We start from the raw sequence: 24,605 nt of genomic DNA, 5'->3' as shown, positions 1-24,605 counted from the left end.
GCCGCATCACACCCGATCCGGAAGCACCCATCGCCTCCGATCACTTTACACCCGGTCACCATGCCAACAAATCATGTCGGAACAATCGCCAAACCCTCGTCACGTGGTCGCAGCCACACGAAATTCGGCGCAACCCGGTAAATCGTTACCGCGTTGCGCCGATCCCCTGGCGGTCAGGGGCTGGGCGATGGGCCGGGCGAGACCCGAACCGACGGCATCGGCAACGGGTTCCGATGCCCCGGCATCGCCTCTCGCCCGGTCGCACCCGTAAGGCGATTGTTTGAGATCGCCCCGCTATTTGAGATAGCCCAGCGTCCGCCAAGCCTTATGGGTTTTGCGGAACGCGCTGTAGTGCTCCCAGACGGTCTTGAACATCGCGTCTTCCGCCGACATTTCGCCCGCGACCTCTTGCCATTTTTCCTGGAGGGTGTTGAGCGTCTCGTCGCTCCATTGGTGCACCTGCACGCCATGCTCGTTCACCATCCGGTCGAGCGCGGCGCCCTGCATCGCTTCGGCCTGGGTGAACTCCTCCATCAGGTTGGCCTTGCAGACCGTCTCGATCACGAATCGCTGGTGATCGGACAGGCTGTTCCACTCATCCAGGTTGATCGCCAGTTCCGCATAGCTGGACGGCTGATGCCAGCCGGGGAAATAGTAATGCTTGGCGATCTGGTAGAAGCCATAGGACTCGTCGATCGACGGCATGGAAAATTCGGTGGCATCGATGGAGCCGAGTTCCAGCGCCGGATAAATATCGCCGCCCGCCAAAAGCTGGGTCGACACGCCAACCTTTTCCATGACCCGCGCGCCCAGGCCGAAAAACCGCATCTTCAAGCCCTGCAGGTCGTTCAGGCTCTTGATCTCCTTGCGGAACCAGCCGGAGGCCTCGGGCGGAATCATGCCACACATCAACGACTTGATGTTATGCTTGGCATAGATTTCATCCAGGAATTTCACGCCGCCGCCTTCGAATACCCAGGCGTTGTACTCGGCAAAACCCGGCCCGAACGGCACGGCGGAGAAGAAGGCCAGTGCCGGCTCCTGCCCCATGTTGTAGCCGGGGCTGCCCCAGGCCGCCGGCAACGAGCCGGAGGAGATGGGGTCGAAATACTGGATGCCCGGCACCAGCGCATTCGGTTCGAAAAATTTCACGCGGATCGAACCGTTGGACAATTCGGTGATGTTCTTGGCAACCCGGACGCCGGCCGGCCCCAGGATTGCCACCTGGGACCCGAAAGACGAGTGCATTTTCCACCGCTTCCGCACGTCTTCGGCATGGCCGGTCGCCGCCGTGATCATCACCGCGGCGGCGAGCGCCCCGCCGAGAATGGCTTTGATACCCATAAGTTTCCTCCTTGTGTTCCGGAGGCTGCATTGCCTCCTGCGGCAGCCATCGCCCGAGTTTTCCCGGATCCCGACGCCACAGTGGCAATATGACTCATGACAATCGCGGCCACAATAAAAAGGCCGAGCATTTTTGCCGGACGGAAACTGTTCTACGACTTCAGTACTGGATATCCCTGGGAATCGGTCTCCCGGTCCAAGTAATTGACGATCCGATCCGGCGATTGGTGGATACCCAACAACCGCATGGTCTTGTCACCCATGACGCGAAAACTGTGCGCCTGGTTCGGCGGCAGGGCGATCATATCGCCGGGCTGCAGGGCGATCACCCTGTCCGGCGCGTCGATCATCCAGGCTTCCGCCTCGCCCTCCAGGATCAGCAGCAATTCCCAGTAGGGGTGCGAGTGCGGCGGCGCTGCATAGCCCGGCTCCGACACCTGGATTCCGGTCCGGATCGGCGTCTCGCCATCGGCGATCAGGGGGCGGTAATGCGCCAGATCGCCAAAGCTGATCCGTTCGGCCTCCGCCAGTTTCGCCACTTTCACCACGTCCATGGGGTTGTCCTCCCGGTCGATGGTTCGGCCCAAGCGCCGACCGCGCACCAGCATACCAGACGGTCCCGCCCCTGTCGGCGGCGTTCTTGCCCGTCATCGGCGCCACCGTCTTCCCAAACCGGCCGGTCTCCGGCAGGTTGAGGCGCCCGTCCATCTCTCCCGCCCGTCCCCTTCTCCCACCCGTCCGCCTCTCCCCTCCCAAAGGAGACCATCCCATGCAAGTCGGCGTCGTCTTTCCCGCGCCCGAGATCGCCCCGGACCCCGGTGCCATCCGCGACTATGCCCAGACCGTCGAGGCCCTCGGCTATCGTCATCTGCTGACCTTCGACCATGTGCTGGGCGCCGGTCTCTCCGCCCGCCCGGACTGGAGCGGCCCTTACGACCACACCCACAAATTCCACGAGCCCTTGGTGCTGATGGGCTTCCTTGCCGCCGCCACCCGGCGGCTGCAACTGGTCACCGGCATCGTCATCCTGCCGCAACGGCAGACCGCCCTGCTCGCCAAGCAGGCGGCGGAGGTCGACGTGCTGAGCGGCGGCCGCCTGCGCCTGGGCGTCGGCATCGGCTGGAACGCGGTCGAGTACGAGGCGCTGAACGCCGACTTCTCCACCCGCGGCCGCCGTATGGAGGAGCAGGTCGAGGTGCTGCGCCAGCTCTGGACCCGCGACCTCGTCACGTTCGAGGGACAGGACCACCGCATCCGCGACGCCGGCCTGAACCCGTTGCCGGTGCAGCGGCCGATCCCGCTCTGGGGCGGCGCCTTCCGCCCGGTGGCGATCGAGCGGGTCTGCCGGCTCATGGACGGCTTCTTCCCGCGCATGCCCCTCGACGACAAGACCGAGGGCCGGATGGAGCGCGTCTGGCGCTATCTGGAGGAATTCGGCCGCGACAAGAGCCGGTTCGGCGTCGACGCCACGGTCTATTGCGCCGGCAACGACGTCGACCGCTGGGTCGCGGACGCCCGGCGCTGGCAGGCGCTCGGCGCCACCCATATCAGCATCCAGACCCTGGGCCAGGGCTACACAAGCTGGACCCAGCATCTGGAAGCGCTGCAACGCTTCCGCGAAGCCTGGACCGGCGCCTGAGCCGCCCTCCCTCTTCAGACGCCCTGCCCGAAAGCCCGCGCCCATGACCGCCACCCATGCCTACCGGGACGACCCCCGCAACGCCGACATCCTCATCTGCGTCAACGGCGAGCACAAATGCCGGGCCGAGGCCGTGGTCTCGGTGTTCGACTCGGGCTTCATCCTGGGCGACGGCGTGTGGGAGGGCATTCGCCTGCATGACGGCCACCTGGCCTTTCTGGGCCAGCACCTGGAGCGGCTCTACGAGGGCGCCAAGGCCATCGACCTCGACATCGGCCTGTCGCCGGCGGCGCTGACGGCGCGCATCCAGGCGATTTGCGACGCCAACGGCATGCAGGGCGCCAGCGGCGTGCACATCCGCCTGATGATCTCGCGCGGCATCAAGGCGACGCCCTACCAGGACCCGCGCGTCACCGTCTCGCCGCCGACCGTGGTCATCATTCCGGAATGGAAAACGCCGACGCCGGAAACCGCGACCCGGCCGCTGTCGCTCTTCACCGTCCATGTGCGGCGCGGGCCGGCGGACGTGCAGGACCCGAAGCTGAACAGCCATTCCAAGCTGAACTGCATTCTCGCCTGCATCCAGGCCGCCAAGGCCGGCGCCGACGAGGCGCTGATGCTCGACCCGCTGGGCTTCGTCGCCACCTGCAACAGCGTGCATTTCTTCATCGTGAAAAAGGGCGAGGTCTGGACCTCGACCGGCGATTATTGCCTGGGCGGCATCACGCGGGCCAACGTGCTCGACCTCTGCCGCCGAAACGGCATCCCCGCGCGGGAGCGGAATTTCAGCCTGACCGACGTCTATTCCGCCGACGAGGCGTTCGTCACCGGCACCTTTGCCGGCGTCGCCCCCGTCGGCACGATCGACGGCCGCCGGATCGGCAGTGGCTGCCGCGGCCCTATGGTCGAGCGCCTGCAGGCTCTCTATAAGGGGCTGCTCGACGAAGACACCCGCCAGCCTTGAGAGAGCCGCTTCCCATGACCATCGCATTCGACGATTTTCTGAAGGTCGACATCCGCGTCGGCACCGTCGTCAACGCGGAGCCCTATCCGGAGGCGCGCAAGCCGGCGATCAAGCTGGAGATCGACTTCGGGCCGGAGATCGGCATCAAGAAAAGTTCCGCCCAGATCACCGTGCACTACACGCCGGAAAGCCTGATCGGCCGGCAGGTCATGGCCGTGGTCAACTTCCCGCCCCGCCAGATCGGCAAGGTCATGAGCGAGGTGCTGGTGCTGGGCGTGCCCGATGCGGACGGCGCCGTCGTCCTGCTCAGCCCCGACCAGGCCGTGCCCGACGGCGGCCGCATGCACTGATCGCAAACGCAGAGGAAACGCCATGCAATCCATCGACGGAAAAATCGCCTGGGTCACCGGCGCCGGCACCGGCATCGGCCGCGCGGGCGCCAAGGCGCTGGCCGCGGCCGGCGCGGTCGTCTATCTCTCCGGCCGCCGCGTGCCGGAACTGGAAGCCGTCGCCGCCACCATTCGCGAGGCCGGCGGCAAGGCCGAAGTGGCCCCGCTCGATATCCTGGACGCCGACGGCTGCTATGCGCTTGTCGACCGCATCGTGGCGGCGCACGGCCGGCTCGACATGGTGGTGAACAGCGCCGGCCTGAACCGGCCGATCCGCCGCTGGCGCGACATCGACCAGGAGAATTTTCACATCGTCGTCGATGTCGACCTGAAGGGCGCCTTCAACGTCTGCCACGCCGCGCTGAAGCCGATGCGGGCGCAGCGCGACGGCCTGATCATCAACGTCTCGTCCATGGCGAGCCAGGGCCGCAGCGGCGGCGTCAGCGGCTTTGCCTATGCCTCGGCCAAGCACGGCCTGAACGTGATGAACGAGAGCATCAACGACGAGCACGCGCATATGGGCATCCGCGCCTGCGCCCTCTGCCCCGGCGAGGTGGCCACGGAGATCCTCGACAAACGCCCGAAGCCGCCGAGCCCGGTGGAGCGTGCCCGCATGGTGCAGGAGGAGGATGTCGGCAACACCATCCTGTTCATCGCCCAAATGCCGCCGCATGTCTGCATGAACGAGGTTCACATCTCGCCCGTCTGGAACCGCGGCTATATCGGCTCCCCCGACTTCACCGTGCCCCGGGACGATTGAGAGCTTCCCGTATCCCGGTCACCGCAGAGCGGTGAACCGGGACCGGTCCCGATGAGAGTCAGGCGCCGCCGGTCCCATAGCCGCCGCCGCCCGGCGTTTCGATCACGAACGTGTCGCCTGTGGCCATCTCGGCCTGGCCCTGGCCGCCCAGGTCTTCGCGGGTGCCGTCGGTGCGGATGACATAGGTCTCGCCGACCTTGCCGGGCTCGCCGCCCGCCATGCCATAGGGCGGCACGCGGCGGTGGTTGGAGAGAATGGCCGCCGTCATCGGCTCCAGGAACCGTACCTTCCGGACAATGCCGTCGCCGCCCCGGTGGTTTCCCGCACCGCCGGAGCCATGGCGGATTTCGAAGCTCTCCAGGCGCACGGGAAAGCGCCATTCCAGGATTTCCGGGTCGGTCAGGCGGGTGTTGGTCATGTGGGTATGCACGGCCGAGGTGCCGTCGAAGTCCGGCCCCGCACCGCTGCCGCCGCAAATGGTCTCGTAATACTGGTAGCGATCATTGCCGAAGGTGAAGTTGTTCATCGTGCCCTGGGCCGCGCCCATCACCTGCAACGCGCCGAACAGGGTGTCGGTGACCACCTGCGAGGTCTCGACATTGCCGGCCACCACGGCGGCGGGATAGGTGGGGTTCAGCATGCAGCCTTCGGGAATGACGATCTCCAGCGGCTTCAGCACGCCGTCGTTCAGCGGGATGTCGTCTGCGACCAGGCAGCGGAAGACATAGAGCACCGCCGCCCGCGCCACCGCGCTGGGGGCGTTGAAGTTCGAGGGTTGCTGCGGGCTGGTGCCGGTAAAGTCGACCCTGGCCGTCCGTGCCGTGCGGTCGACCGAGACCGCCACCTGCACATGGCTGCCGTCGTCCAGCTCATAGCGGAAAGAGCCATCGCCGAGGCGGTCGATGACGCGGCGGACCTGCTCCTCCGCATTGTCCTGGACATGGCGCATATAGGCCTGGACCACGTCGAGGCCGAACTGGCCCACCATGCCCCGCACCTCCTGAATGCCCCGCTCACAGGCGGCGATCTGGGCGCGGAGGTCGGCGATGTTCTGGTCCAGGTTGCGGCTGGGATAGCGGCCGCTGGCGAGCAGGGCGCGCAACTCCGCCTCGCAGAAGCGGCCGCCGTCCACCAGCAGGAAATCGTCGATCAGGACGCCCTCTTCCTCGATATGGGTCGAGTCCGGCGGCATCGAGCCGGGGGTTTTGCCGCCGATATCGGCGTGATGGCCGCGGCTCGCGACATAGAAAATGACCGCGCCGTTCTCGAACACCGGCGCGATCACGGTGATGTCGGGCAGGTGGGTACCGCCGTTGTAGGGCGCGTTCTGGGCGAAGACGTCGCCCGGCTTCATGGTCGCCGCGCGCGTGCGGATGATCGAGCGCACCGCCTGGCCCATGCTGCCCAGATGCACCGGCATGTGCGGGGCGTTGGCGCAGAGATAGCCGTCCGGATCGAAGATCGCGCAGGAAAAATCCAACCGTTCCTTGATGTTGACGGAATAGGCGGTGTTTTCCAGCGCCGCGCCCATCTGCTCGGCAATGGACATGAACAGGTTGTTGAACAGTTCGAGGCGCACCGGGTCGGCCTCGGTGCCGATGGCGTGGTCGCGCTGCAATTCCTCGACGCGGGTGAGAACCAGGTGTTGGCGTTCGGTCATGCGCGCCTGCCAGCCGGGCTCCAGCACGGTGGTGCCGGTCGCTTCCAGGATCACCGCCGGGCCGTCGACCGTGGTGCCGGGGGTGAGGCCGTCGCGCTCATAGAACGGCACATTCTGCCAGCGCCCGCCGGCCCAGACCGGACGGCGCGAGAGCGGCCAGGCCTCGGCGGGAGCCAGCGGCAGGGTCGGTTCCTCGGCCACTTCGGTCTCGCCGATGACCTCGGCGACGGCGGTGGCGGCGACCAGGGCCTTTTCGGGCATGACGAAGCCGAAGCGCTGCTTGTGCGCCGCCTCGAACGCCTCACGGAGCGCCCTGACGTCGGCGGCAAAGGGGATTTCCAGCGAGGAATCCGTGCCCTCATAGCGCAGGTGCAGCCGGTATTCGGTGCGGCGGCGGGCGGGCGGCAGGCCCTGGGCCGCCATTTCCGCCTCGCCCGCTTCGGAGAGGCTGGCAAGCGTGGCCTCGATCTCGGCCAGGGCCGCATCGGACAGCACCGCCTCGACGCTTTGCTCGCGCACCACGCGCAGGTCGGCGAGGCCCATGCCGTAGGCCGAGAGCACGCCCGCGAACGGGTGCAGGAAGACGCTGGTCATGCCCAGCGCGTCGGCGATGCGGCAGACATGCTGGCCGCCGGCGCCACCGAAGGCGCAGAGCGTGTAGCGGGTCACGTCATAGCCGCGGCGCACGCTGATCTCGCGAATGGCGTTGGCCATGTTGTCGATGGCGATGGTGAGGAAGCCCTCCGCCACCTGTTCCGGCGAGCGGGTGTCGCCGGTCTCGCCGTGGATGCGCGCGGCCAGGCGCTCGAACTGGCGCTTGACGGTGTGGAAGTCGAGCGGCGCGTTGCCGTCCGGGCCGAACACGTGCGGGAAATAGTCGGCCTGGACCCGGCCCAGCATGACGTTGGCGTCGGTCACCGTCAGCGGCCCGCCGCGGCGATAGCTGGCGGGGCCGGGATTGGCGCCGGCGCTCTCCGGCCCGACCCGGTAGCGCTGGCCGTCGAACACCAGGATCGAGCCGCCGCCGGCGGCGACGGTGTGGATCTGCATCATCGGCGCGCGCATGCGCACGCCGGCCACCAGCGTCTCGAACGCGCGCTCGTAGGCGCCGGCATAGTGGCTGACATCGGTGGAGGTGCCGCCCATGTCGAAGCCGATAATGCGCTCGAATCCGGCCATGGCGGCGGCCCGCGCCGCGCCGACCACGCCGCCGGCCGGTCCAGAGACGATGCAGTCCTTGCCCTGGAAGCGCTCGGCCGCAACCAGGCCGCCATTGGACTGCATGAATTGCAGCGCCGCGTCGCCCAGGTCGGCCGCCACCTGGTCGACATAGCGGCGCAGGATGGGCGAGAGATAGGCATCCACCACCGCGGTATCGCCGCGGGAGACCAGCTTGATGAGCGGGCTGACCTCGTGGCTGGCGGAAACCTGGGTGAAGCCGATGGCGCGCGCGATGTCCGCCACCCGCGCCTCGTGGGCGGTGTGGCGGTAGGCGTGCATCAGCACGATGGCGATGGCGCGATAGCCGCCGTCATAGGCGGCCTGGAGCCCGGCGCGGGTGGCGGCCTCGTCCAGGGGCGCGACCACGTCGCCATTGGCGGCGAGGCGCTCCGGCACCTCGACCACGTCGCGGTAGAGCAGTTCCGGCAGTCGGATGTTCAGGTCGAACAGCTTCGGCCGGTTCTGGTAGGCGATGCGGAGCTGGTCGCGGAAGCCCTTGGTGATGGCCAGCACCACCCGCTCGCCCTTGCGCTCCAGCAGGGCGTTGGTGCCGACGGTGGTGCCCATCTTGACGGCGGCGATGCGCTCGGCCGGGATCGGGTCGCCGGTGGCCACGCCCAACAGGTCGCGAATGCCCTGGGTGGCGGCGTCCGGATAGCGTTCCGGGTTCTCCGACAGCAGCTTGTGGGTGACGAGCGCGCCGTCCGGCGTCTGGGCGACGATGTCGGTGAAGGTGCCGCCGCGGTCGATCCAGAACTGCCACTGTTTGTCGGACATGGGGGTGCTCGCCGAATTATAGAAACCGAATCAGATGTGTCTGCCATGAGCGGGGCCGTTCGGCAATACGAGCAAACGCCCTCGCCCGAGGCCAAAACCCGATCCGCGCCCCTTCGAATTCGCAGGAACAGGGTATACGCCGCGGCCCCGGTCGGTCCGACACCAGGGGGACGGACTTGCGGTTGGAACCGCGCGCGCATCGCCCGTCAGCCGCGCCGTTTCCCTCCAATCATCCCCAACGCCAGCACGGCCAGCGCGGCCAGTTCGAACCCTGCGGCAACGCCCAGCACGCCGGCATAGCCGCCGAACCACCCCACCAGCACGCCATAGAACACCGGCCCGAACGCCGAGCAGAACTGGATCGCCGTGCCGGCGACGCCATAGACCACGCCGAACGCCTCCGCCCCGAACTCGCGCCGCACGACGATGGGCGAGAGCGTCGTGATCTGCCCCAGGCAGAAGCCATAGATCAGGCTCACCGGCACCAGCACCGCCACGCCCGGCCAGAGCGCGAACGCGGCCAGCACCACCGCCTGCACCGCCAGCACGCCCATGGTGTAGCGCCGCGGGTTCACCCGGTCGATGACGCGGGCCAGCACCAGCCGGCCCATGAACCCCATGAACCCGGTCGCCCCCACCAGCAGGCCCGCCGCCTCCGCCCCGATCATCGGCTCGGCCAGGGCGTAGTGGTGGGTCAGAAAGCCCACCTGCACCAGCAGACCCAGCGCGAAGCCAAGGGCCACGCTCCAGAGCCTGAGCGAGCGCACCGCCGCCCGCGGCGGCTCCGAGGCCCCCCCGCCCGCCTTGCCGCCGACCGCGTGCGAGCCCCCCAGCGGGTCGCCGTCGCGCTCCAACCCCAGATCCGCCGGCCGCCGCACCCGCAGCACCACCAGCGCCAGCGGCGTCATCACCGCCACCAGCACCGCCGCGGCCAGCAGCGTCGCCGGGCCGAAGCCCAGGCCGGCAATGGCGAACACCAGCAGCGGCACCACCAGCATCGCGCCGAAGCTCGCGCCGGTCAGGGCGAGTGCGATACTGCGGCCCTGGTGCCGCTCGAACCAGGGGGCAATGGTAGCGCTCAGCCCCGTCACCGACATGGTGGCATAGCCGAGACCCATGCAGAGGAAGGCGCCGTACAACTGCCAGACCGCCTCCAGCCGCCCCACCGCCACCACGCCGGCCGCCAGCAGCAGCACGCCGGTGGCCATTACCAGGCGCGAGCCCCAGCGGTCGATGCACCAGCCGACCGCCGGCAGCGAGACCGCGTTGGTCAGGTAGAACACCGTCAGCGCCGAAGACACCAGCGCCGTCGGCCAGCCATGGGCGGCGCGGATTTCGCTCAGATAGACGCTACCGCCGAACACCCCCAGCCCCCAGGTGAACACGGCCGCGACGAAGCAGACGCCAACCACGCGCCAGCCGTAGAACATGATCGGGAGGTCCTTATCGGGACGGAGCAATCGGCAAATGGTAGGGCCTTGCCGGCCCCCGCGGCAATGCTCCCAACGCCTGCCGGTTGACGAAGTCCCGGAAACGCCGCTTCCTGATCGGGCACGACGGCGCGCAAGGAAACAGACAGTCATGAGCGAACAACCGGATCTGGTCATCCGCGGCGGCACCGTGGTCGATGGCTCCGGCGGGCCGATGCGGGAGGCAGACGTGGCGGTCTCCGGCGGCCGCATCACCGTCGTCGGTCAAGTCCCCGCCAGCGGGCGCGAGGAGATCGACGCGCGCGGCCGGCTGGTCACGCCGGGCTTTGTCGACGTGCACACCCATTACGACGCCCAGGCCACCTGGGCGAGCCAGATCCTGCCGTCCTCCTGCAACGGCGTCACCACCGTGCTGATGGGCAATTGCGGCGTCGGCTTCGCGCCCGTCCGCCCCGAGGATCACGACCGGCTGATCTCGCTGATGGAAGGGGTGGAGGACATTCCCGAAGTCGTGATGAAGGAGGGCTTGCCCTGGACCTGGGCCAGCTTCCCCGACTATCTGGACACGCTCGCCGCCCGCCGCTTCGACGTCGACGTGGCGACCCAGGTGCCGCACGCCGCACTGCGCGTCTTCGTCATGGGCGAGCGCGGCGCGAACCGGGAAGAGGCCACCGCCGACGACCGCGCCGCCATGGCCCGGCTCGCGGCAGAGGGCGTGCGCGCCGGCGCGTTCGGTTTTTCCACCTCGCGCCTGTTGCAGCACCGCACCGCCGAGGGCGAGCCCATCCCCTCATACGGCGCGGCCGAGGCGGAACTGGTGGAGATCGCCGCCGCCATCGGCCGGACCGGCCGCGGCTGGCTCCAGGTGGTTGGCGACTATGGCGAGGCCATCGACGCGGAATTCGCGCTGCTCAGGCGGCTGGTCGAGTGTTCCGGTCGCCCCCTCACCTTCACGCTGTTGCAAACCCACCGCTATCCCGAGCAATGGCGCGACCTGCTCGCCCGCGTCGACGCTGCCAATGCCGACGGCCTGCCGATCTACGGCCAGATCCGGGGACGGCCCACCAGCACGCTGCTGGGCTTCGAACTCTCCGAAAACCCGTTCCTTGGCTGCCCGAGCTGGCAGGACCTGACACCGCTGCCGCTGGCCGAGCGCGTCGCCATCCTGCGTGACCCCGCCTTCCGCGCCCGCCTGCTGGCCGAGCCCGGCGGCACCCGCGGCCAGGTCCGGCGCCTGCGCGACTGGGCCAACCTCTACGTCCTCGGCGACCCGGCGGAATACGAGCCGGACCCGTCCACCAGCATCGCGGCCCAGGCCGAGCGCGAGGGCGTGGACCCGGCGGCGCTCGCCTATGACCGCATGCTGGCGAACGACGGCCGCGGCGTGCTCTATCACCCGATGACCAACTACGCCGGCGGCGACATGGCCGCGGTTTACGAGATGCTGGGCCATCCGCACACGCTGATCGGCCTCGGCGACGGCGGGGCGCATGTGGGCATCATGTGCGATGCGACCGACATGGCCCACACGCTGAGCCACTGGACCCGCGACCGCTCGCGCGGCCCCAGGCACGGGATCGAGGCCATGGTGCACCGCCTGACCGAGGCGAACGCCCGCGCCATGGGGCTGGCCGACCGCGGCCGCATCGCCCCCGGCCTGCGTGCGGACATCAACGTGATCGACTACGACCGCCTGCGCCTGCGCGGACCGGAGGTGCATTACGACCTGCCCGCCGGCGGCAAGCGCATCCTGCAACGCTCCGACGGCATCGACGCCACCCTGGTCGCCGGCACCGTCACCTGGCGCAATGGTGAGGCCACCGGCGCCCTCCCCGGCCGCCTGCTGCGGAGCGCGTAAACTTGTGCGCCCTCACCTCGCCCATCTCTTCTGGCGGGATGTTCCCCGGGCGAGGCGGAGCCGAGACCCGGGGCCGGTGTCCTCCTTCGCACACCGCCCGCGCCGGTGTTCGCCCGCCGCAACCGATCCCGGATGCCTGCTCCGCAGGCTCCGGGACACAATAGCCCCGCCATCAGCATCCCCCCAGCACCGATCCCGATCGTAGGACCTTCCCCCATGTCCCACCCCATCCGCGCCTGGATCATCCGCGGCGGCACGTCCAAGGGCATCTATCTCAAGGAAAGCGACCTGCCGCGCGACCCGGCCCGGCGCGACCGCACCATTCTCGGCATTTTCGGCTCGCCGGACAAACGCCAGATCGACGGCCTCGGCGGCGCCGACCCGCTCACCTCCAAATGCTGCATCATCGGCCCGCCGCCCAAGGACAAGCCGCATGCCGCCGGCTGCGACCTGACCTACACCTTCGGCCAGGTGGAGCTGGACCAGCCGCACGTGGACTACCATTCCTTGTGCGGCAACCTCACCGCCGGCGTCGCGGCGTTCGCGCTCTGGGAGAACATGGTCGCGCCCACCGACCCGGTCACCCATGTCCGCATCTACAACCGCAATCTCGACGCCGTGCTGCTGGCCGAAGTGCCGACGAAGAACGGAAGGCCCTTGGAGACCGGCGGTTTCGTCATGCCGGGCGTCCCCGGCACCGGCGCCAAGATCGTGCTGGACCTGGCTGCCACCGGCGGCTCCAGCGCCGGCCGGAGCATCGGCGGCCTGCTGCCCACCGGCAACGCCGTCGACACGCTGGACGTGCCGGGCTTCGGCCCGATCCAGGCGTCGCTGGTCGACTGCGGCAACGCCCATGTCTTCGTCCGCGCCGCCGATGTCGGCATCCGCGGCACGGAGACTGCGGCCGAGATCGACGCCAACACCGATCTCCGCGACCTGCTGGAGCGCATTCGCAGCCAGGCGGCCCACCGCATGGGCATGGTCGACGATCCGGCCAATGCCACCCGCGAGACGCCGGCGACGCCCATTCTCGGCATGATCGCGCCGCCGCAGGATTATTGGAACGTGCTGCAGAACCGCCAGGTGCATGCGGAGGAATGCGACTTCCTCACCCGCCTGATGTTCATGCAGCAGATGCACAAGACCTACGCCGGCACCTCCACGGTCTGCACCGGCGTCGCCTCGAAACTGCCCGGCACCATCGTGCACGAGGCGGCCCGGCCGGAATGCCAGGACCGGCTCGCCACCCATTTCGGCCACCCGGCCGGCGTGATCGAGACCGAGGCCAGGGTGGAACTGCGCGGCAACACCTGGCACGCCACCCGCGCCACCGTCGCGCGCACCGCAAGGCGCATCATGGAGGGCCAGGTCTACGTCCCCGCCTGGGCCGAGCATCTCGACCTCGCCGCGGAGTGACCCTGCCCGTGGCGCTGACCATCCGCGAGGACGACCTGTCCGGCCCGGAGATTCAGGCTCTGGTCGCCGCCCATCTCGCCAACTCCGCCGTCTATTCCCCACCGGAGGCCATTCATGCCCTCAACGCCGACGGCATGCGCGCGCCGGGCGTCACCGTCTGGTCGGCCTGGGAGAATGGCGCGCTGGTCGGCATGGGCGGGCTGAAAGCGCTTGCCTCTCCCGAAAGCGAGGGCGAAAGCGAGGGCGAAATCAAGGCCATGCACACCGCCGCCGCCCATCGCGGCAAGGGCGTGGCCGCGGCCATGCTGGGCCACCTGATCGCCGAGTCCCGCCGCCGCGGCTATCGCCGCCTCTGGCTCGAAACCGGGGTGCAGGACGGCTATGCCGCCTCGCGCCGCCTCTACGCACGTCATGGTTTTGTTGCCTGCGGGCCGTTTGCCGATTATGTCGATACCCCCCACAGTGTCTTCATGACCCTGGCTCTCTAGCCCCGCACCGTGGCAGGAGCCCCGCTCCGCGGCAGGGTCATCCGACGCGCTTTCTCTTTCACGGGGGGGCCTCCCCCGGGCAGACCGTATGTCCCGCATCCCCTATGTGCCGCTGATCTCGGCGCTTTTCGTGCAAACGCTGGCGACCATGGCCGCCTTTTCCGTGGCCGCCGCCGCCCCTTCCATCTCGAAGGAGTTACAGGTGCCGGGCGAATATGTCGGCCTGTTCATCTCCGCCGTCTATGGTTGCGGCATGGTCTCGGCCATGTTCAGCCCCAGCTTCATCCACCGCTATGGCGCGGTGCGGGTCAGCCAGGTCATCATGGTGGCCACCATCGCCATGGTGCTGATGGCGAGCCTCGGCAGTTCGCTCGGCACGCTGGCCTTTTCGGCGGTGCTGCTCGGCTGCGGCTATGGCGCGACGGCGCCGACCAGCAGCCATTTGCTGATGAAGCGCACGCCCGCCGACATCCGCAATCTGGTGTTTTCCGTCCGCCAGATCGGCGTGCCGCTGGGCGGCGTGCTGGGCGGCCTGCTGGTGCCGCCGCTGGTACTGGCCTATAGCTGGCAGACGGCGCTGTTCATCCAGATCGTGCCGGCGGCGGTCATGCTGCTGCTGCTGCAATGGATGCGACCGGAATACGACGCCGACCGCGACCCGGCCCATGCCATCGGCGCCAAGGGCCTGCTGGGTCCGCTGATGCTGCTGAAGACCATGCCGGAACTGCGGGTGCTGACGGCCGCCGTCTTTTTCTATGGCGGCACGCAGTTGTGCTTCGTCGCCTATACCAGCGTCCACCTCACCAGCCAGGCCGGCTTCGGCCTGGTGGCGGCGGGACAGATGCTGGCGACCTACCAGATATCCGGCGTGGTCTCGCGCCCGATCTGGGGCGTGGTCGCCGACCGCTGGATCCCCGCCCGCACCATGCTCATCATCATGGGCTTCGTCATGGCCGCCATGGCATTTCTGGCGGGGACCTTCTCGCCCGACTGGCCCTGGATCGGCATATTCCTGGTCTGCATCGGCGCCGGCGCCACCGCCAGCGGCTATACCGGCCTCGCCTTTGCCGAATACGCCCGCATGGGCGGGGCCGAGCGCGCGGCGGAAACCACCGGGCTTGGCGCGGCGTCACAATTTTTTGGTGTGATGATGCTTCCGTCGAGCTTTAGTTTCGTGGTAGCCGCAGGGGGGTATGATCTCGCCTACGAGGTAATTGCCGCACTTGCGGCCCTGTCCGGAGGTGCACTATGGCTCTTTGGCGGAAATCGGCAGCGATGACCCTGGTGGCGCTTACCGCCGCCTGTTCCCACGCGGGCGCGCTGCGCAATCCGCAGATCGAGTATCTGGGCGCCGGCGTGCTGATGGTCCCCATCGACCGCGACGACACCGGTTGTGTCCGCTATCGCCTGATTTCCGAGGCCCGGCCCGGCGACTACACCGTCTACTGGCGCATCGACGAGGGCAATTACACCAACAACCGGGCCAGTGCCGACTGCCGCAGCCTGTCCCGCGCCAAGGGGAGCCCGAACCCGGCGTCGTGATCGCACCGGCATGGCGTGAGAACGCGGGCGAGGACGGTGTTCGTGAGGGCGAGCGGTCCCGGCCCGCCGCTCCGCGACGGCCGGGAAACAGGATTACCCGAAGATTTTTGCATCCCGGAGGGGGCGACCCCGCCAGCGAACACCCGCGCGCGAGCAGGCGACCGGGGCTATTCCGCCGCCACCAGGTGGCCCGGCTCGATCTCGTTCATCACCACCGCAGGCGGCTCGAAGCCGGGCGGTTTCACCGGCGAGGGAATCTCGTCCGTGTTCAGGGCCCGGTCGGTGCGGCGCAGGCGCGGGTCGGCGACCGGCACCGCGCCCAGCAGCTTCTTGGTGTAGGGGTGGGTCGGGTTTTCGAACACCTGCCGGCGCGTGCCGATCTCGACGATCCGGCCCAGATACATCACCACCACCCGGTGGCTGATGCGCTCCACCACCGCCATGTCGTGGCTGATGAACAGGAAGGCGATGCCGAATTCGTCCTGCAGGTCCATCATCAGGTTGATCACCTGCGCCTTGATCGTCACGTCGAGCGCGCTGACCGCTTCGTCCGCCACGATCAGCTTCGGCTCCAGCCCCAACGCGCGGGCGATGCAGACGCGCTGGCGCTGGCCGCCGGAGAATTCGTGCGGATAGCGGCTGGCGTGTTCCGGCAGCAGGCCGACGCGGGTCAGCAGGCCGGCAACCTTGTCGCGCAGGGCCGAGCCGCTTTCGAGCCCGTGCACCCGCATCGGCTCGGCAATGGCCTCGCCCGCGGTCATGCGCGGGTTCAGCGAGGCGAACGGATCCTGGAAGATCATCTGCATTTCGCGCCGCAACGGCCGCATCTGCTTGGGCGTCAGGTGGGTGATGTCCTGGCCCTCGAACGCCACCTTGCCGCGGGTGATCGGCACCAGTTTCAGGATCGAGCGTCCCGTGGTGGACTTGCCGCAACCGCTCTCGCCCACCACCGCCAGCGTCTCGCGCGGGTCGATGTGGAACGTGATGTCGTCGACCGCATGCACCCGGCCGGTCACGCCGCCGAACAGGCCCCGACGGATGTCGAAGCGGGTAACCAGATTCTCGACTTCCAGCAGGGGCTGGGTCGCGCTTCCATTCGTGGCCATGGCGTCAGACGGCTCCTGCTTCGGCGAAATCCTCGGGCTTGAACGTACCGCTCTGCGCAACATCCGGGAATTTTTCGGGTGCATCCTTGCCGTTCATCGACCCCAGCTTGGGCACGGCGTTGATCAGGGCGCGGGTATAGGGGTGCTGCGGCTTGTGGAAGATGGTCTCCACGTCGCCCTGCTCCACCACCTCGCCCTTGAACATCACCACCACGCGGTCGGCGATTTCCGCCACCACGCCCATGTCGTGGGTGATGAACAGCACGGCCATGCCGATCTCGTCCTGCAAGGTGCGGATCAGGTCCAGGATCTGCGCCTGGATGGTCACGTCCAGCGCCGTGGTCGGCTCGTCGGCGATCAGCAATTGCGGCCGGCACGACAGCGCCATGGCGATCATCACGCGCTGGCGCATGCCGCCGGAGAGATGGTGCGGATACTGCTTCAACTGCTTTTCCGGCTCGGGAATGCGCACGAGCCGCAGCATTTCCAGCGCCCGGCCCTCGGCCTCTTTCTCGTTCAGGCCCTGGTGCAGCATGATCGCCTCGGCGATCTGAAAGCCGATGGTGTAGACCGGGTTCAGGCTGGTCATCGGCTCCTGGAAAATCATGGAAATGGCATTGCCGCGGATGGAGCGCAGTTCGGCATCCGGCAGTTTCACCACGTCGACGACCCGGTCGTCGGGCAGGCGCAATTCGATCCGCCCGGTCGGCATCTTGCCGCCGCTGGCATCGTTCAGGCGCATCATGGCCATGGCGGTCACGGACTTGCCGGACCCGGACTCGCCCACCACGGCGACGGTCTCGCCCTTGCCGATATGGAACGAGACTCCGTCGACGGCCTTCACCGTCGTATCCTCTAGCGGAAAATAGACGCGCAGGTCCTGCACATCGACGACGTGATTTTGATCCATGGCCCTGTTCTACCGTCAGTGAGTGGAGGGACTTTTGCCCTTCATTGAGGTTCAGTGTTACGCGGCGCGAGCCGCGGACGTCAAGGCGAACGCATCCGCCAGCAACGCATAGGAGCGGCATCGCGCGGCAAAGTCGTGGGTAATGGTCACGATCACAACCTCATCAACCCCGTATTCCGTCGCCAGCGCCTCGATCGCGCGCTTGCAGTGCTCGGGATCGCCGATGATCTGCTGGCTGCGGGCGCTGGCGATGCGCTGGCGTTCCCAGTCGCCGATCTCGGCCAGAACCGCGTCCGCCTCCTCCGGCGTCGGGAAGGGCGCGAACATGCCCCGGTCGAGGCGCAGCCGCCAGACGTCGCGGCCGCGGGCCAGCCGGTCCGCCTCCTCCATGGTCGGCGCGCAGATCACATGCGCGGCGACACTTGCGGTCGGCTCCGGATAGTCCGGCGACGGGCGATAATGGCCGCGGAACGCCTCCATCACCTTGGCCCCCACCGGGCCGGCGATGAAATGGGCAAAGCAGAAGGGCAGGCCCAGCACGGCCGCCACCGTCGCCGAATAGTCGGACGAGCCCAGCATCCACATTTCCGGAATCTTCTCCGGCGTCGGCACCGCATGGACGCGGGCGAAGGGATGGCCTTCCGGGATCTGGTCCTTCAGATAGAGCGCGACCTCCTGCACCTGGCGCGGGAAGTTGTCGATATTGCGCATGCCGCCTTCGCCGGCCAGCGCCGCCGCGGTCAGCTGGTCCGAGCCCGGCGCCCGGCCGATGCCCAGGTCGATCCGGCCCGGATACAGCGTCTCCAGCAGCGCGAACTGCTCCGCCACCTTATAGGAGGCGTAATGCGGCAGCATCACCCCGCCGGAGCCGACACGGATGCGTTCGGTTTCGGCGGCGACGCGGGCGATCATGATTTCGGGAGCGGAACAGGCCAGCCCGTGGCTGTTGTGATGTTCGGCAAACCAATAGCGGTGGAATCCCAGCGCATCGGCCTGCCGGGCCAGTTCCAGGCTTTCCTGCAGGGCGTCGCGATGGCTCCGGCCCGCGGAAATCGGGGATTGGTCGAGGACAGACAAAATCATACCGGGCATTAGGCCGAATTCCGCCCGGCTTGTCGACGCCCTTTTGCCATTGCCCCCCCGGGTTTCCGCCATTAGCAAGAATGACAGCGGCGCATCCCGCGTCGCCCTCGCAGTATCCAGGGGTCGAGGAGCCCGCAGCCCATGTCTCTTTCCCTTGCCGGCAAAGGCGCGATCATCACCGGCGGCAGCCGCGGCATCGGCTATGCCATCGCCGAGGCGTTCGCCCGCAACGGCGCCGCCGTCTCGCTCTGCGCCCGCGGTGCCGATGGTGTGGAGCGCGCCGTCGCCAGCCTGCGCGAGCTGGGCGGCACGGTGCACGGCGCCGCCTGCGACCTGGCCGACAAGAACCAGCTCGACGCCTATATCGACGCCGCCAACGATGCCATCGGCGGCGTCAACATCCTGGTCTGCAACGCTTCCGGCTTCGGCCGCACCGACGACGACGCCGGCTGGCTCGCCGGCATCGAGGTCGACATTCTGGCGAGCGTCCGCGCCAGCCACGCCGCAGCACCGCTGATCGCGGCCAATGGCGGCGGCTCGATCACCCATATCTCGACCATCTCGGCCCTGCGGCCCAGCCTGCGCACCCCGCCCTATGGCGCGGTGAAGGCCGCCCTGAACCACTACGCCCAGACCCAGGCCCTGGCGCTGGCCAAGGACGGCATCCGCGTCAACGCCATCTGCCCCGGCTCGATCGAGTTCGAGGGCGGCGTCTGGGACATCACCCGCCAGAACAACCGCCCGCTCTACGACCGCATCCTGGCCAGCATTCCCGCCGGCCGCATGGGCGAGCCCGACGACATCGCCGACGTCGCGCTGTTCCTGGCCAGCGACATGGCCCGTTGGGTCACCGGCGCCGTGATCCCGGTCGACGGCGGCCAGGTGCTGAACGGGTAGCGGCCGCGCTTGCCATTCGACCGCACGGGCAAAGCTCCCACTGGCGAAATACCCGTTGAAGGCGGCCTGATCCTTCCGCCACACTGGCGCCGATGACAACCCTTCTGGAACAGGCGCTGCGGCGCGACCGGCTCATCGTCATCGCCATTCTGGTGGCGGTGACGATGGCCAGTTGGCTGTTCGTGCTCACCGGCGCCGGCACCGGCATGTCGACGCTCGGCATGTCCGGGCTGGATCTGGCGACGGGCGGCGGCATGCGCATGGCGTTCGCCATGGCGCCCTGGTCGCCGGCCTATGCCGTCGTCATGTTCTTCATGTGGTGGATCATGATGATCGCCATGATGCTGCCGAGCGCCAGCCCGACCGTGCTGCTGTTCGCCCGCATCCACCGGAAGCAACGCGAACGCGGCCAGGCCTCGGTGCCCACTGCGATTTTCACCTTTGGCTATCTGGCCGCCTGGGCCGGCTTCAGCGTGCTCGCCACCGCCCTGCAATGGGGGCTGGAACGTGTTGGCCTGCTGAACGGGATGATGGCCTCCACCGTGCCATGGCTGGGGGGCGGCCTGTTGATCGCCGCCGGCCTGTGGCAGTTCTCGCCCTGGAAGCTGGCCTGCCTGCGCCATTGCCGCTCGCCGCTGTCCTTCCTCATGACCCGCTGGCGGCCGGGCTGGAAGGGCGCCCTCGTCATGGGCCTGGACCATGGCGCCTTTTGCCTCGGCTGCTGCTGGTTCCTGATGGCGCTGCTGTTTTTCGGCGGCATCATGAATCTCTGGTGGATCGGCGGCCTCGCGCTTTATGTCCTGCTAGAGAAAACCGTGCCTGCGGCCCACTGGCTCGGCTATGGCCTGGGCGTTGTGCTGACGGCCTGGGGCGGCGGGATCCTGCTGTCGGGCGCGCTGGCATAGCCTCCTGCGCCCGATTGGGCCTTGCCCGCGCGGGCCAGCGGTAGTTTGCTATTGGCAAAGCAAACCAATGACCGAACACCCCTCCCCCGGTCGGAGGGTCAGGAGCCGCCGCCCATGCCCGCCATCGACAATTGCGTCAATCTCGATGACCTCCGTGTGCTCGCCAAGCGGCGGGTGCCGAAGCTGATCTACGATTTCATCGAGGGCGGCGTCGATGACGAAAACGGGCTGGTCCGCAACGAAGACGCGTTTCGCCAGCGCCCACTGGTGCCGCGCTACATGGTCGACGTCACCACCAGGCTGGACCAGGAGACCGACCTGTTCGGCCGCACCTATTCCAGCGCCTGGGGCATCGCACCCACCGGCGGCGTCGGCAATTACCGGCGCGGCGGCGACATGATGCTCTGCCGTGCGGCCCGCGACGCCAACATTCCCTTCATCATGTCCGGCGCCTCCAACGCCTCCATGGAGGAAATGGCCGCCACGGCGCCCGACCATGGCTGGTACCAGCTCTACACCGCCCGCGACCGGTCCATCGCCGAGGACATGATCCGCCGCGCCGACGGCCTGAACATCCCGGTCCTGGTGGTCACCGTCGACGTGCCGACCGGCTCCAACCGCGAGCGCAACCGCCGCAACGGCTTCGGCCGGCCGCTGAAACTCTCGCTCGGCACCAAGCTGGACGCGCTGCGCCGGCCGCTCTGGCTCAAGGACTATCTGGAGACCGGCATCGCCATGTGCGAGAACTGGCAGCGCTACGCGCCCGCCGGTTCCAATGCCGACCAGGTGGGCGAGTTCATGGCGAGCCAACTGCCGAACAGCATCACCTGGAAAGACGTCGAGAATTTCCGCAAGCTCTGGAAGCGCCCGTTGGTGCTGAAGGGCGTGATGCGGGTCGACGACGCCAAGCGCGCCGCCGACCTGGGCGTCGACGGCCTGATCGTCTCCAACCACGGCGCCCGCCAGCTCGACCGCGCGCCGTCGGCCCTGGACGTGCTGCCGGCGCTCGACGCGGCGGTCGGCGACCGCATGACCCTGATGATGGACGGCGGTGTCCGCCGCGGCTCCGATATTCTGGTGGCACTGGCGAGCGGCGCCAAATTCGTCTTCCTGGGCCGGCCGACCCTTTATGGCGTCGTCGCCGGCGGCGAGGCGGGCGCGACCAAGGCCATCGGCATCGTGCGCGACGAGATCAACAAGATCATGGCCCAGGTCGGCTGCCCGGTGCTGCGCGAATGCGGCCCGGACTTCCTGCACTGGGACCCGGAAGGCCGCAACGCCCGCGTCTGAGGCCCGCCCGCATCGCAATCCGCAACGGAGGAAACCGCCATGGCCGTCACAGGCTACGAACAGTATCAGGATGTGGAAACGGAACTGGATGGCGAGGTTCTCACCATCCGCCTGAACCAGCCGGACCGGCTGAACGCCTTCACCGCCGGCATGCACACCACCATGTCGACCATCTGGGACAAGGTGAACGACGACGACCGGGTCAAGGTCGCCGTGCTCACCGGCAATGGCAAGGCGTTCTCCGCCGGCGGCGACGTGCCGGGCATGCAGAAGAAGATCGACGACCACGCCCTCTGGGACAAGGGCATGCCGGAGGCTCGGCGCATCGTCTATCGCCTCCTGGAGTGCGAAAAGCCGGTGATTGCCCGCGTCAACGGCCACGCCGTCGGCCTCGGCGCCACGGTGGCGCTGCTCTGCGACATCATCATTGCCGCCGAACACGCCAAGATCGGCGATCCGCATGTGAATGCCGGCCTGGTGGCGGGCGACGGCGGCGCGCTGATCTGGCCGCAACTGGTCGGCTTCGCCCGCGCCAAGGAATATCTGCTGACCGGCGACCTGATGAGCGCGACCGAGGCGGAACGCATCGGCCTCATCAACCACGTCGTGCCGGCGGACCAGCTGGACGAGAAGGTTTATGGCCTCGCCCATCGCCTCGCGACCGGCGCCTCGAAGTCGATCAACTGGACCAAGCGGACGGTCAACATCCCGCTGCGCCAGTTGGCGCATTCGATGATGGACCTCTCCATCAGCCTGGAGACGCAGTCGAACATGACCCGCGATCACCAGGAGGCCGTCACCGCCTTCGGCGAACGCCGCAAGCCGGCCTTCAAGGGCGACTGACCGCAAGGGACCGCGGAGTACCTACCGCCCCCGGCTTCAGCCCGAACGGCCCCGGTCGGTGGCCGTTCGGGCGCCACGCCTACAACTGGCGCAGGATCTGGGTGCGGGCCGAAATGTGCTCCTTGAACTGATACCACCCCGCCATGGCCCGAAATTCCGGCGTTTCCAAGACTTCGGGTCCTTCGACCTCGTAAATCGTGGCATAGGTCACCGTGTCCCGGACCTCGCGGCGGCCCTGTTCCGTCCAAAGCAGCGCCCCTTCGGACTTATAGCGCGCACCGCAAATCACGCCGGGACAGGCGAGTGCTGCCGGCAAATGCACTTCGTCGTACCAAGTATTCCATTCGTCCTCGACTGTGGGACAAATCTCGCAAACCACCAATAAGATACATTTGGGCAACGGGTCCGCCATGATCATCACTCTCTCTCCTTGCACGAAGGATTCAACGTCTGAACAGGCTTTTTGCCTTTTCTTGTAACGCGTTATGGTCACTGTTATGGTTCAGGTCAATCGGCTCCTGGAGCGGGTGCCACAGGGTCTCGCTCTCGACTTCCACCACCCAGACATCCGGGTCGCGATCCTTCTGGCGTTGCCAGTAGGCATCTGCCTCGGCTTCGGCGACCGGCTCCTGGCCGGTGGCCGGCAGCCAAATCCGCACGCCGTCCGGTGACGAATACGGCGAGAGCACGCCGCCGGAGCCATCGGTGCGGCGCCATTTCAGCAGCACGGTGCCGGCGTCCGCGTCGCCGCGGGCCAGCACGGTGGCAAACACGCCCGCCGCGCGGCACGCGCCCAGGCAGGCCTCCACCCAGAGGCGGGCGCGCAGGCGGGCCGGTTGCATGCCCTGGAAGCCGCCTAGAGCGCCGCGCGCACGGCCGGGAACACCTCTTCCGCCAGCAACTGCATCTGATCGCAGACCAGGCTGTGCGGCATGTCCGGGAACTGCACGCCCAGAACGATGTGATTGGTCTGGCACTCGCGCACGGTCTTGAGGATTTGGTCCGTCACCTCGGCCGGCGTGCCGACCAGGAAGCGATCCTTCATCAACTCGTCCATGTCCATGCCCAGGTCGTTGTCGCCTTCGGGCATGGCCTTGTCCTGCCCCCACTGGTGGTAGGCGGCATATTTGTGCACCAGATAATCCTTGGCGATTTTCATGGCCTCGTCATGGGTCGGCGCGATGCAGCATTCGCGCATCATCGGAAACTCGCCCGGGAAGGGTTTGCCCGCCGCATCCAGCGCGCGCCTGTAGACCTCCAACTGCCGCTGGGTCGTGTCGATGCGGTTGTGCGGCGAGACGAACCAGGCATCCACCAGCCGCGCCGCGCGCTCGATCGCCTTGTCGGCGTTGGCGCCAATCCAGAAAGGCGGCGGCGACTGCACCGGTTTGATCGAGACATTGGCGTCCACCAATTCCCAACCCGTCCCCTTCATGTTGACATCGGTCTCGGTCCAGAGCCGGCGGACGGCGGTGATATTCTCTTCCATGTGCCGGGCGATGTTCTTGCGCTCGATCCCGAACGCCTTGAACTCCACGTCGCGATAGCCGAGGCCGCAGCCGAAGATCAGCTTGCCGCCGCTCATCAGGTCGATATTCGCGAACTGCTCGGCGATATCCAGCGGCTTGTGCAGCGGCATCAGCACGATGCCGGCGATCAGGCGCAGGTTCGGACACTCCGCCGTGAGCCGGCCCATATAGGCGATCTGGTTGAAATCGTGCAGCGGATAGCTGGAAAAGTGCGAGCCCTTCATGAAGCTGTCATAGCCCAGCCGGTCGGCAAGGCGCGCCTGCTCCATCAACTCGCCGAAGCGCGCCCGCATGTCGTCGCCCCAGTTGTACTGGCCGCGGTTCATAACGCCGAACTGGATGGTCATGGGGGAGGCTCCTGGCTTGCGCGAAATCCGTGTCGGCCCAGACCCTAGCGCCTGGCGGCAGCGCGATCCAGGGGCGTTGCGAACACGGAAACGCCCCGGGCCATTCGCCGCCAGATTTTGCCCGACGGAGGGCCTCGCCCTTGGCGCAAAAAAATCCCCGGTCCGGCCGTTGCGGCCGATCCGGGGATCGCTCAACCGGTCAGCGCC

General features: G+C 67.7%; 21 protein-coding genes and 1 pseudogene. 13 read left to right on the top strand and 9 right to left on the bottom strand.

The genetic code is table 11. From position 1 onward, the window contains the following. Window positions 1-294: 294 nt before the first annotated feature. Both H6844_11180 and H6844_11175 read right to left on the bottom strand, forming a co-directional pair. The gene (locus H6844_11180) at window positions 295-1,344 is read right to left on the bottom strand and encodes a TRAP transporter substrate-binding protein (GenBank protein MCB9929959.1); all 1,050 of its coding nucleotides are present in this window, start codon (window positions 1,342-1,344) and stop codon (window positions 295-297) included. Window positions 1,345-1,496: 152 nt separating this feature from the next. Beyond that, window positions 1,497-1,952, bottom strand: a complete 456-nt coding sequence (locus H6844_11175; GenBank protein ID MCB9929958.1) for a cupin domain-containing protein — start codon at window positions 1,950-1,952, stop codon at window positions 1,497-1,499. Between the two features lie 161 nt (window positions 1,953-2,113). Here H6844_11175 and H6844_11170 point away from each other — a divergent pair, with 161 nt between their 5' ends. Genes H6844_11170 through H6844_11155 form a run of 4 tightly spaced genes read left to right on the top strand, consistent with a single transcriptional unit; the run spans window position 2,114 to window position 5,096 of the window. Beyond that, entirely contained in the window at window positions 2,114-2,983 is an 870-nt protein-coding gene (locus tag H6844_11170; GenBank protein MCB9929957.1) for an LLM class F420-dependent oxidoreductase, read from the top strand. Window positions 2,984-3,026: 43 nt separating this feature from the next. Next, entirely contained in the window at window positions 3,027-3,947 is a 921-nt protein-coding gene (locus H6844_11165) for an aminotransferase class IV (GenBank protein ID MCB9929956.1), read from the top strand. A 14-nt stretch (window positions 3,948-3,961) separates the two neighbouring features. Further along, window positions 3,962-4,297, top strand: a complete 336-nt coding sequence (locus tag H6844_11160) for a tRNA-binding protein (GenBank protein ID MCB9929955.1) — start codon at window positions 3,962-3,964, stop codon at window positions 4,295-4,297. 22 nt (window positions 4,298-4,319) lie between these two features. Beyond that, window positions 4,320-5,096 carry an SDR family NAD(P)-dependent oxidoreductase gene (locus H6844_11155; GenBank protein ID MCB9929954.1) on the top strand — a complete coding sequence of 259 codons (777 nt, stop codon included), beginning with the start codon at window positions 4,320-4,322 and terminating at the stop codon, window positions 5,094-5,096. A 58-nt stretch (window positions 5,097-5,154) separates the two neighbouring features. Here the strand turns inward: H6844_11155 and H6844_11150 are convergent, their stop codons facing one another. Then, window positions 5,155-8,754: a hydantoinase B/oxoprolinase family protein gene (locus H6844_11150; GenBank protein ID MCB9929953.1), complete on the bottom strand. Its 3,600-nt coding sequence runs from the start codon at window positions 8,752-8,754 to the stop codon at window positions 5,155-5,157. 206 nt (window positions 8,755-8,960) lie between these two features. Next, window positions 8,961-10,184: an MFS transporter gene (locus H6844_11145; protein MCB9929952.1), complete on the bottom strand. Its 1,224-nt coding sequence runs from the start codon at window positions 10,182-10,184 to the stop codon at window positions 8,961-8,963. Between the two features lie 151 nt (window positions 10,185-10,335). On the opposite strand from H6844_11145, the gene H6844_11140 reads away from it, so the two are divergent. The 5 genes from H6844_11140 (at window position 10,336) to H6844_11120 (ending at window position 15,488) form a co-directional block, all read left to right on the top strand. Continuing rightward, window positions 10,336-12,042, top strand: coding sequence for an amidohydrolase family protein (locus H6844_11140; GenBank protein MCB9929951.1), 1,707 nt, complete (start codon window positions 10,336-10,338; stop codon window positions 12,040-12,042). A 216-nt stretch (window positions 12,043-12,258) separates the two neighbouring features. Beyond that, the gene (locus H6844_11135; GenBank protein ID MCB9929950.1) at window positions 12,259-13,458 is read left to right on the top strand and encodes a 3-methylitaconate isomerase; all 1,200 of its coding nucleotides are present in this window, start codon (window positions 12,259-12,261) and stop codon (window positions 13,456-13,458) included. A gap of 14 nt (window positions 13,459-13,472) precedes the next feature. Continuing rightward, window positions 13,473-13,946, top strand: coding sequence for a GNAT family N-acetyltransferase (locus tag H6844_11130; protein ID MCB9929949.1), 474 nt, complete (start codon window positions 13,473-13,475; stop codon window positions 13,944-13,946). An 88-nt stretch (window positions 13,947-14,034) separates the two neighbouring features. Beyond that, a complete protein-coding gene (locus tag H6844_11125) occupies window positions 14,035-15,225 on the top strand; it encodes an MFS transporter (protein MCB9929948.1) in 1,191 nt (396 codons plus the stop codon). Next, window positions 15,222-15,488, top strand: a complete 267-nt coding sequence (locus tag H6844_11120) for a hypothetical protein (protein MCB9929947.1) — start codon at window positions 15,222-15,224, stop codon at window positions 15,486-15,488. The genes H6844_11125 and H6844_11120 overlap by 4 nt, the downstream gene beginning before the upstream one ends. Before the next feature lie 167 nt (window positions 15,489-15,655). On the opposite strand, the pseudogene H6844_11115 reads toward H6844_11120, so the two are convergent. Further along, a pseudogene (locus tag H6844_11115) lies at window positions 15,656-17,504 on the bottom strand (dipeptide ABC transporter ATP-binding protein). Window positions 17,505-17,561: 57 nt separating this feature from the next. Continuing rightward, on the bottom strand, window positions 17,562-18,587 hold the full coding sequence (locus H6844_11110) for an LLM class flavin-dependent oxidoreductase (protein ID MCB9929946.1): 1,026 nt from the start codon (window positions 18,585-18,587) through the stop codon (window positions 17,562-17,564). 141 nt (window positions 18,588-18,728) lie between these two features. Here H6844_11110 and H6844_11105 point away from each other — a divergent pair, with 141 nt between their 5' ends. From H6844_11105 to H6844_11090, 4 genes are all read left to right on the top strand, one after another. Then, window positions 18,729-19,484 (top strand): SDR family oxidoreductase, encoded by a 756-nt coding sequence (locus H6844_11105; GenBank protein MCB9929945.1) that lies wholly within the window; start codon window positions 18,729-18,731, stop codon window positions 19,482-19,484. A 92-nt stretch (window positions 19,485-19,576) separates the two neighbouring features. Beyond that, window positions 19,577-20,389 (top strand): DUF2182 domain-containing protein, encoded by an 813-nt coding sequence (locus tag H6844_11100; protein MCB9929944.1) that lies wholly within the window; start codon window positions 19,577-19,579, stop codon window positions 20,387-20,389. Window positions 20,390-20,503: 114 nt separating this feature from the next. Then, the gene (locus H6844_11095; GenBank protein MCB9929943.1) at window positions 20,504-21,679 is read left to right on the top strand and encodes an alpha-hydroxy-acid oxidizing protein; all 1,176 of its coding nucleotides are present in this window, start codon (window positions 20,504-20,506) and stop codon (window positions 21,677-21,679) included. A gap of 39 nt (window positions 21,680-21,718) precedes the next feature. Further along, window positions 21,719-22,522, top strand: coding sequence for an enoyl-CoA hydratase/isomerase family protein (locus tag H6844_11090; GenBank protein MCB9929942.1), 804 nt, complete (start codon window positions 21,719-21,721; stop codon window positions 22,520-22,522). Window positions 22,523-22,601: 79 nt separating this feature from the next. Here H6844_11090 and H6844_11085 read toward each other — a convergent pair whose 3' ends face one another. From H6844_11085 to H6844_11075, 3 genes are read right to left on the bottom strand one after another with little or no spacing between them, the layout of a single operon-like run. Further along, a complete protein-coding gene (locus tag H6844_11085; GenBank protein ID MCB9929941.1) occupies window positions 22,602-22,922 on the bottom strand; it encodes a hypothetical protein in 321 nt (106 codons plus the stop codon). Window positions 22,923-22,965: 43 nt separating this feature from the next. After that, window positions 22,966-23,364: a DUF1491 family protein gene (locus tag H6844_11080; GenBank protein ID MCB9929940.1), complete on the bottom strand. Its 399-nt coding sequence runs from the start codon at window positions 23,362-23,364 to the stop codon at window positions 22,966-22,968. A gap of 14 nt (window positions 23,365-23,378) precedes the next feature. After that, window positions 23,379-24,398, bottom strand: coding sequence for an LLM class flavin-dependent oxidoreductase (locus tag H6844_11075; protein ID MCB9929939.1), 1,020 nt, complete (start codon window positions 24,396-24,398; stop codon window positions 23,379-23,381). Window positions 24,399-24,605: the final 207 nt, after the last annotated feature.

It is taken from the genome of Alphaproteobacteria bacterium (assembly GCA_020638555.1).
Classification (GTDB): Bacteria; Pseudomonadota; Alphaproteobacteria; order Bin95; family Bin95; genus JACKII01.
The sequence above is the reverse complement of the archived record's forward strand: the minus strand, read 5'-3'. Positions and strand labels throughout refer to the sequence as shown.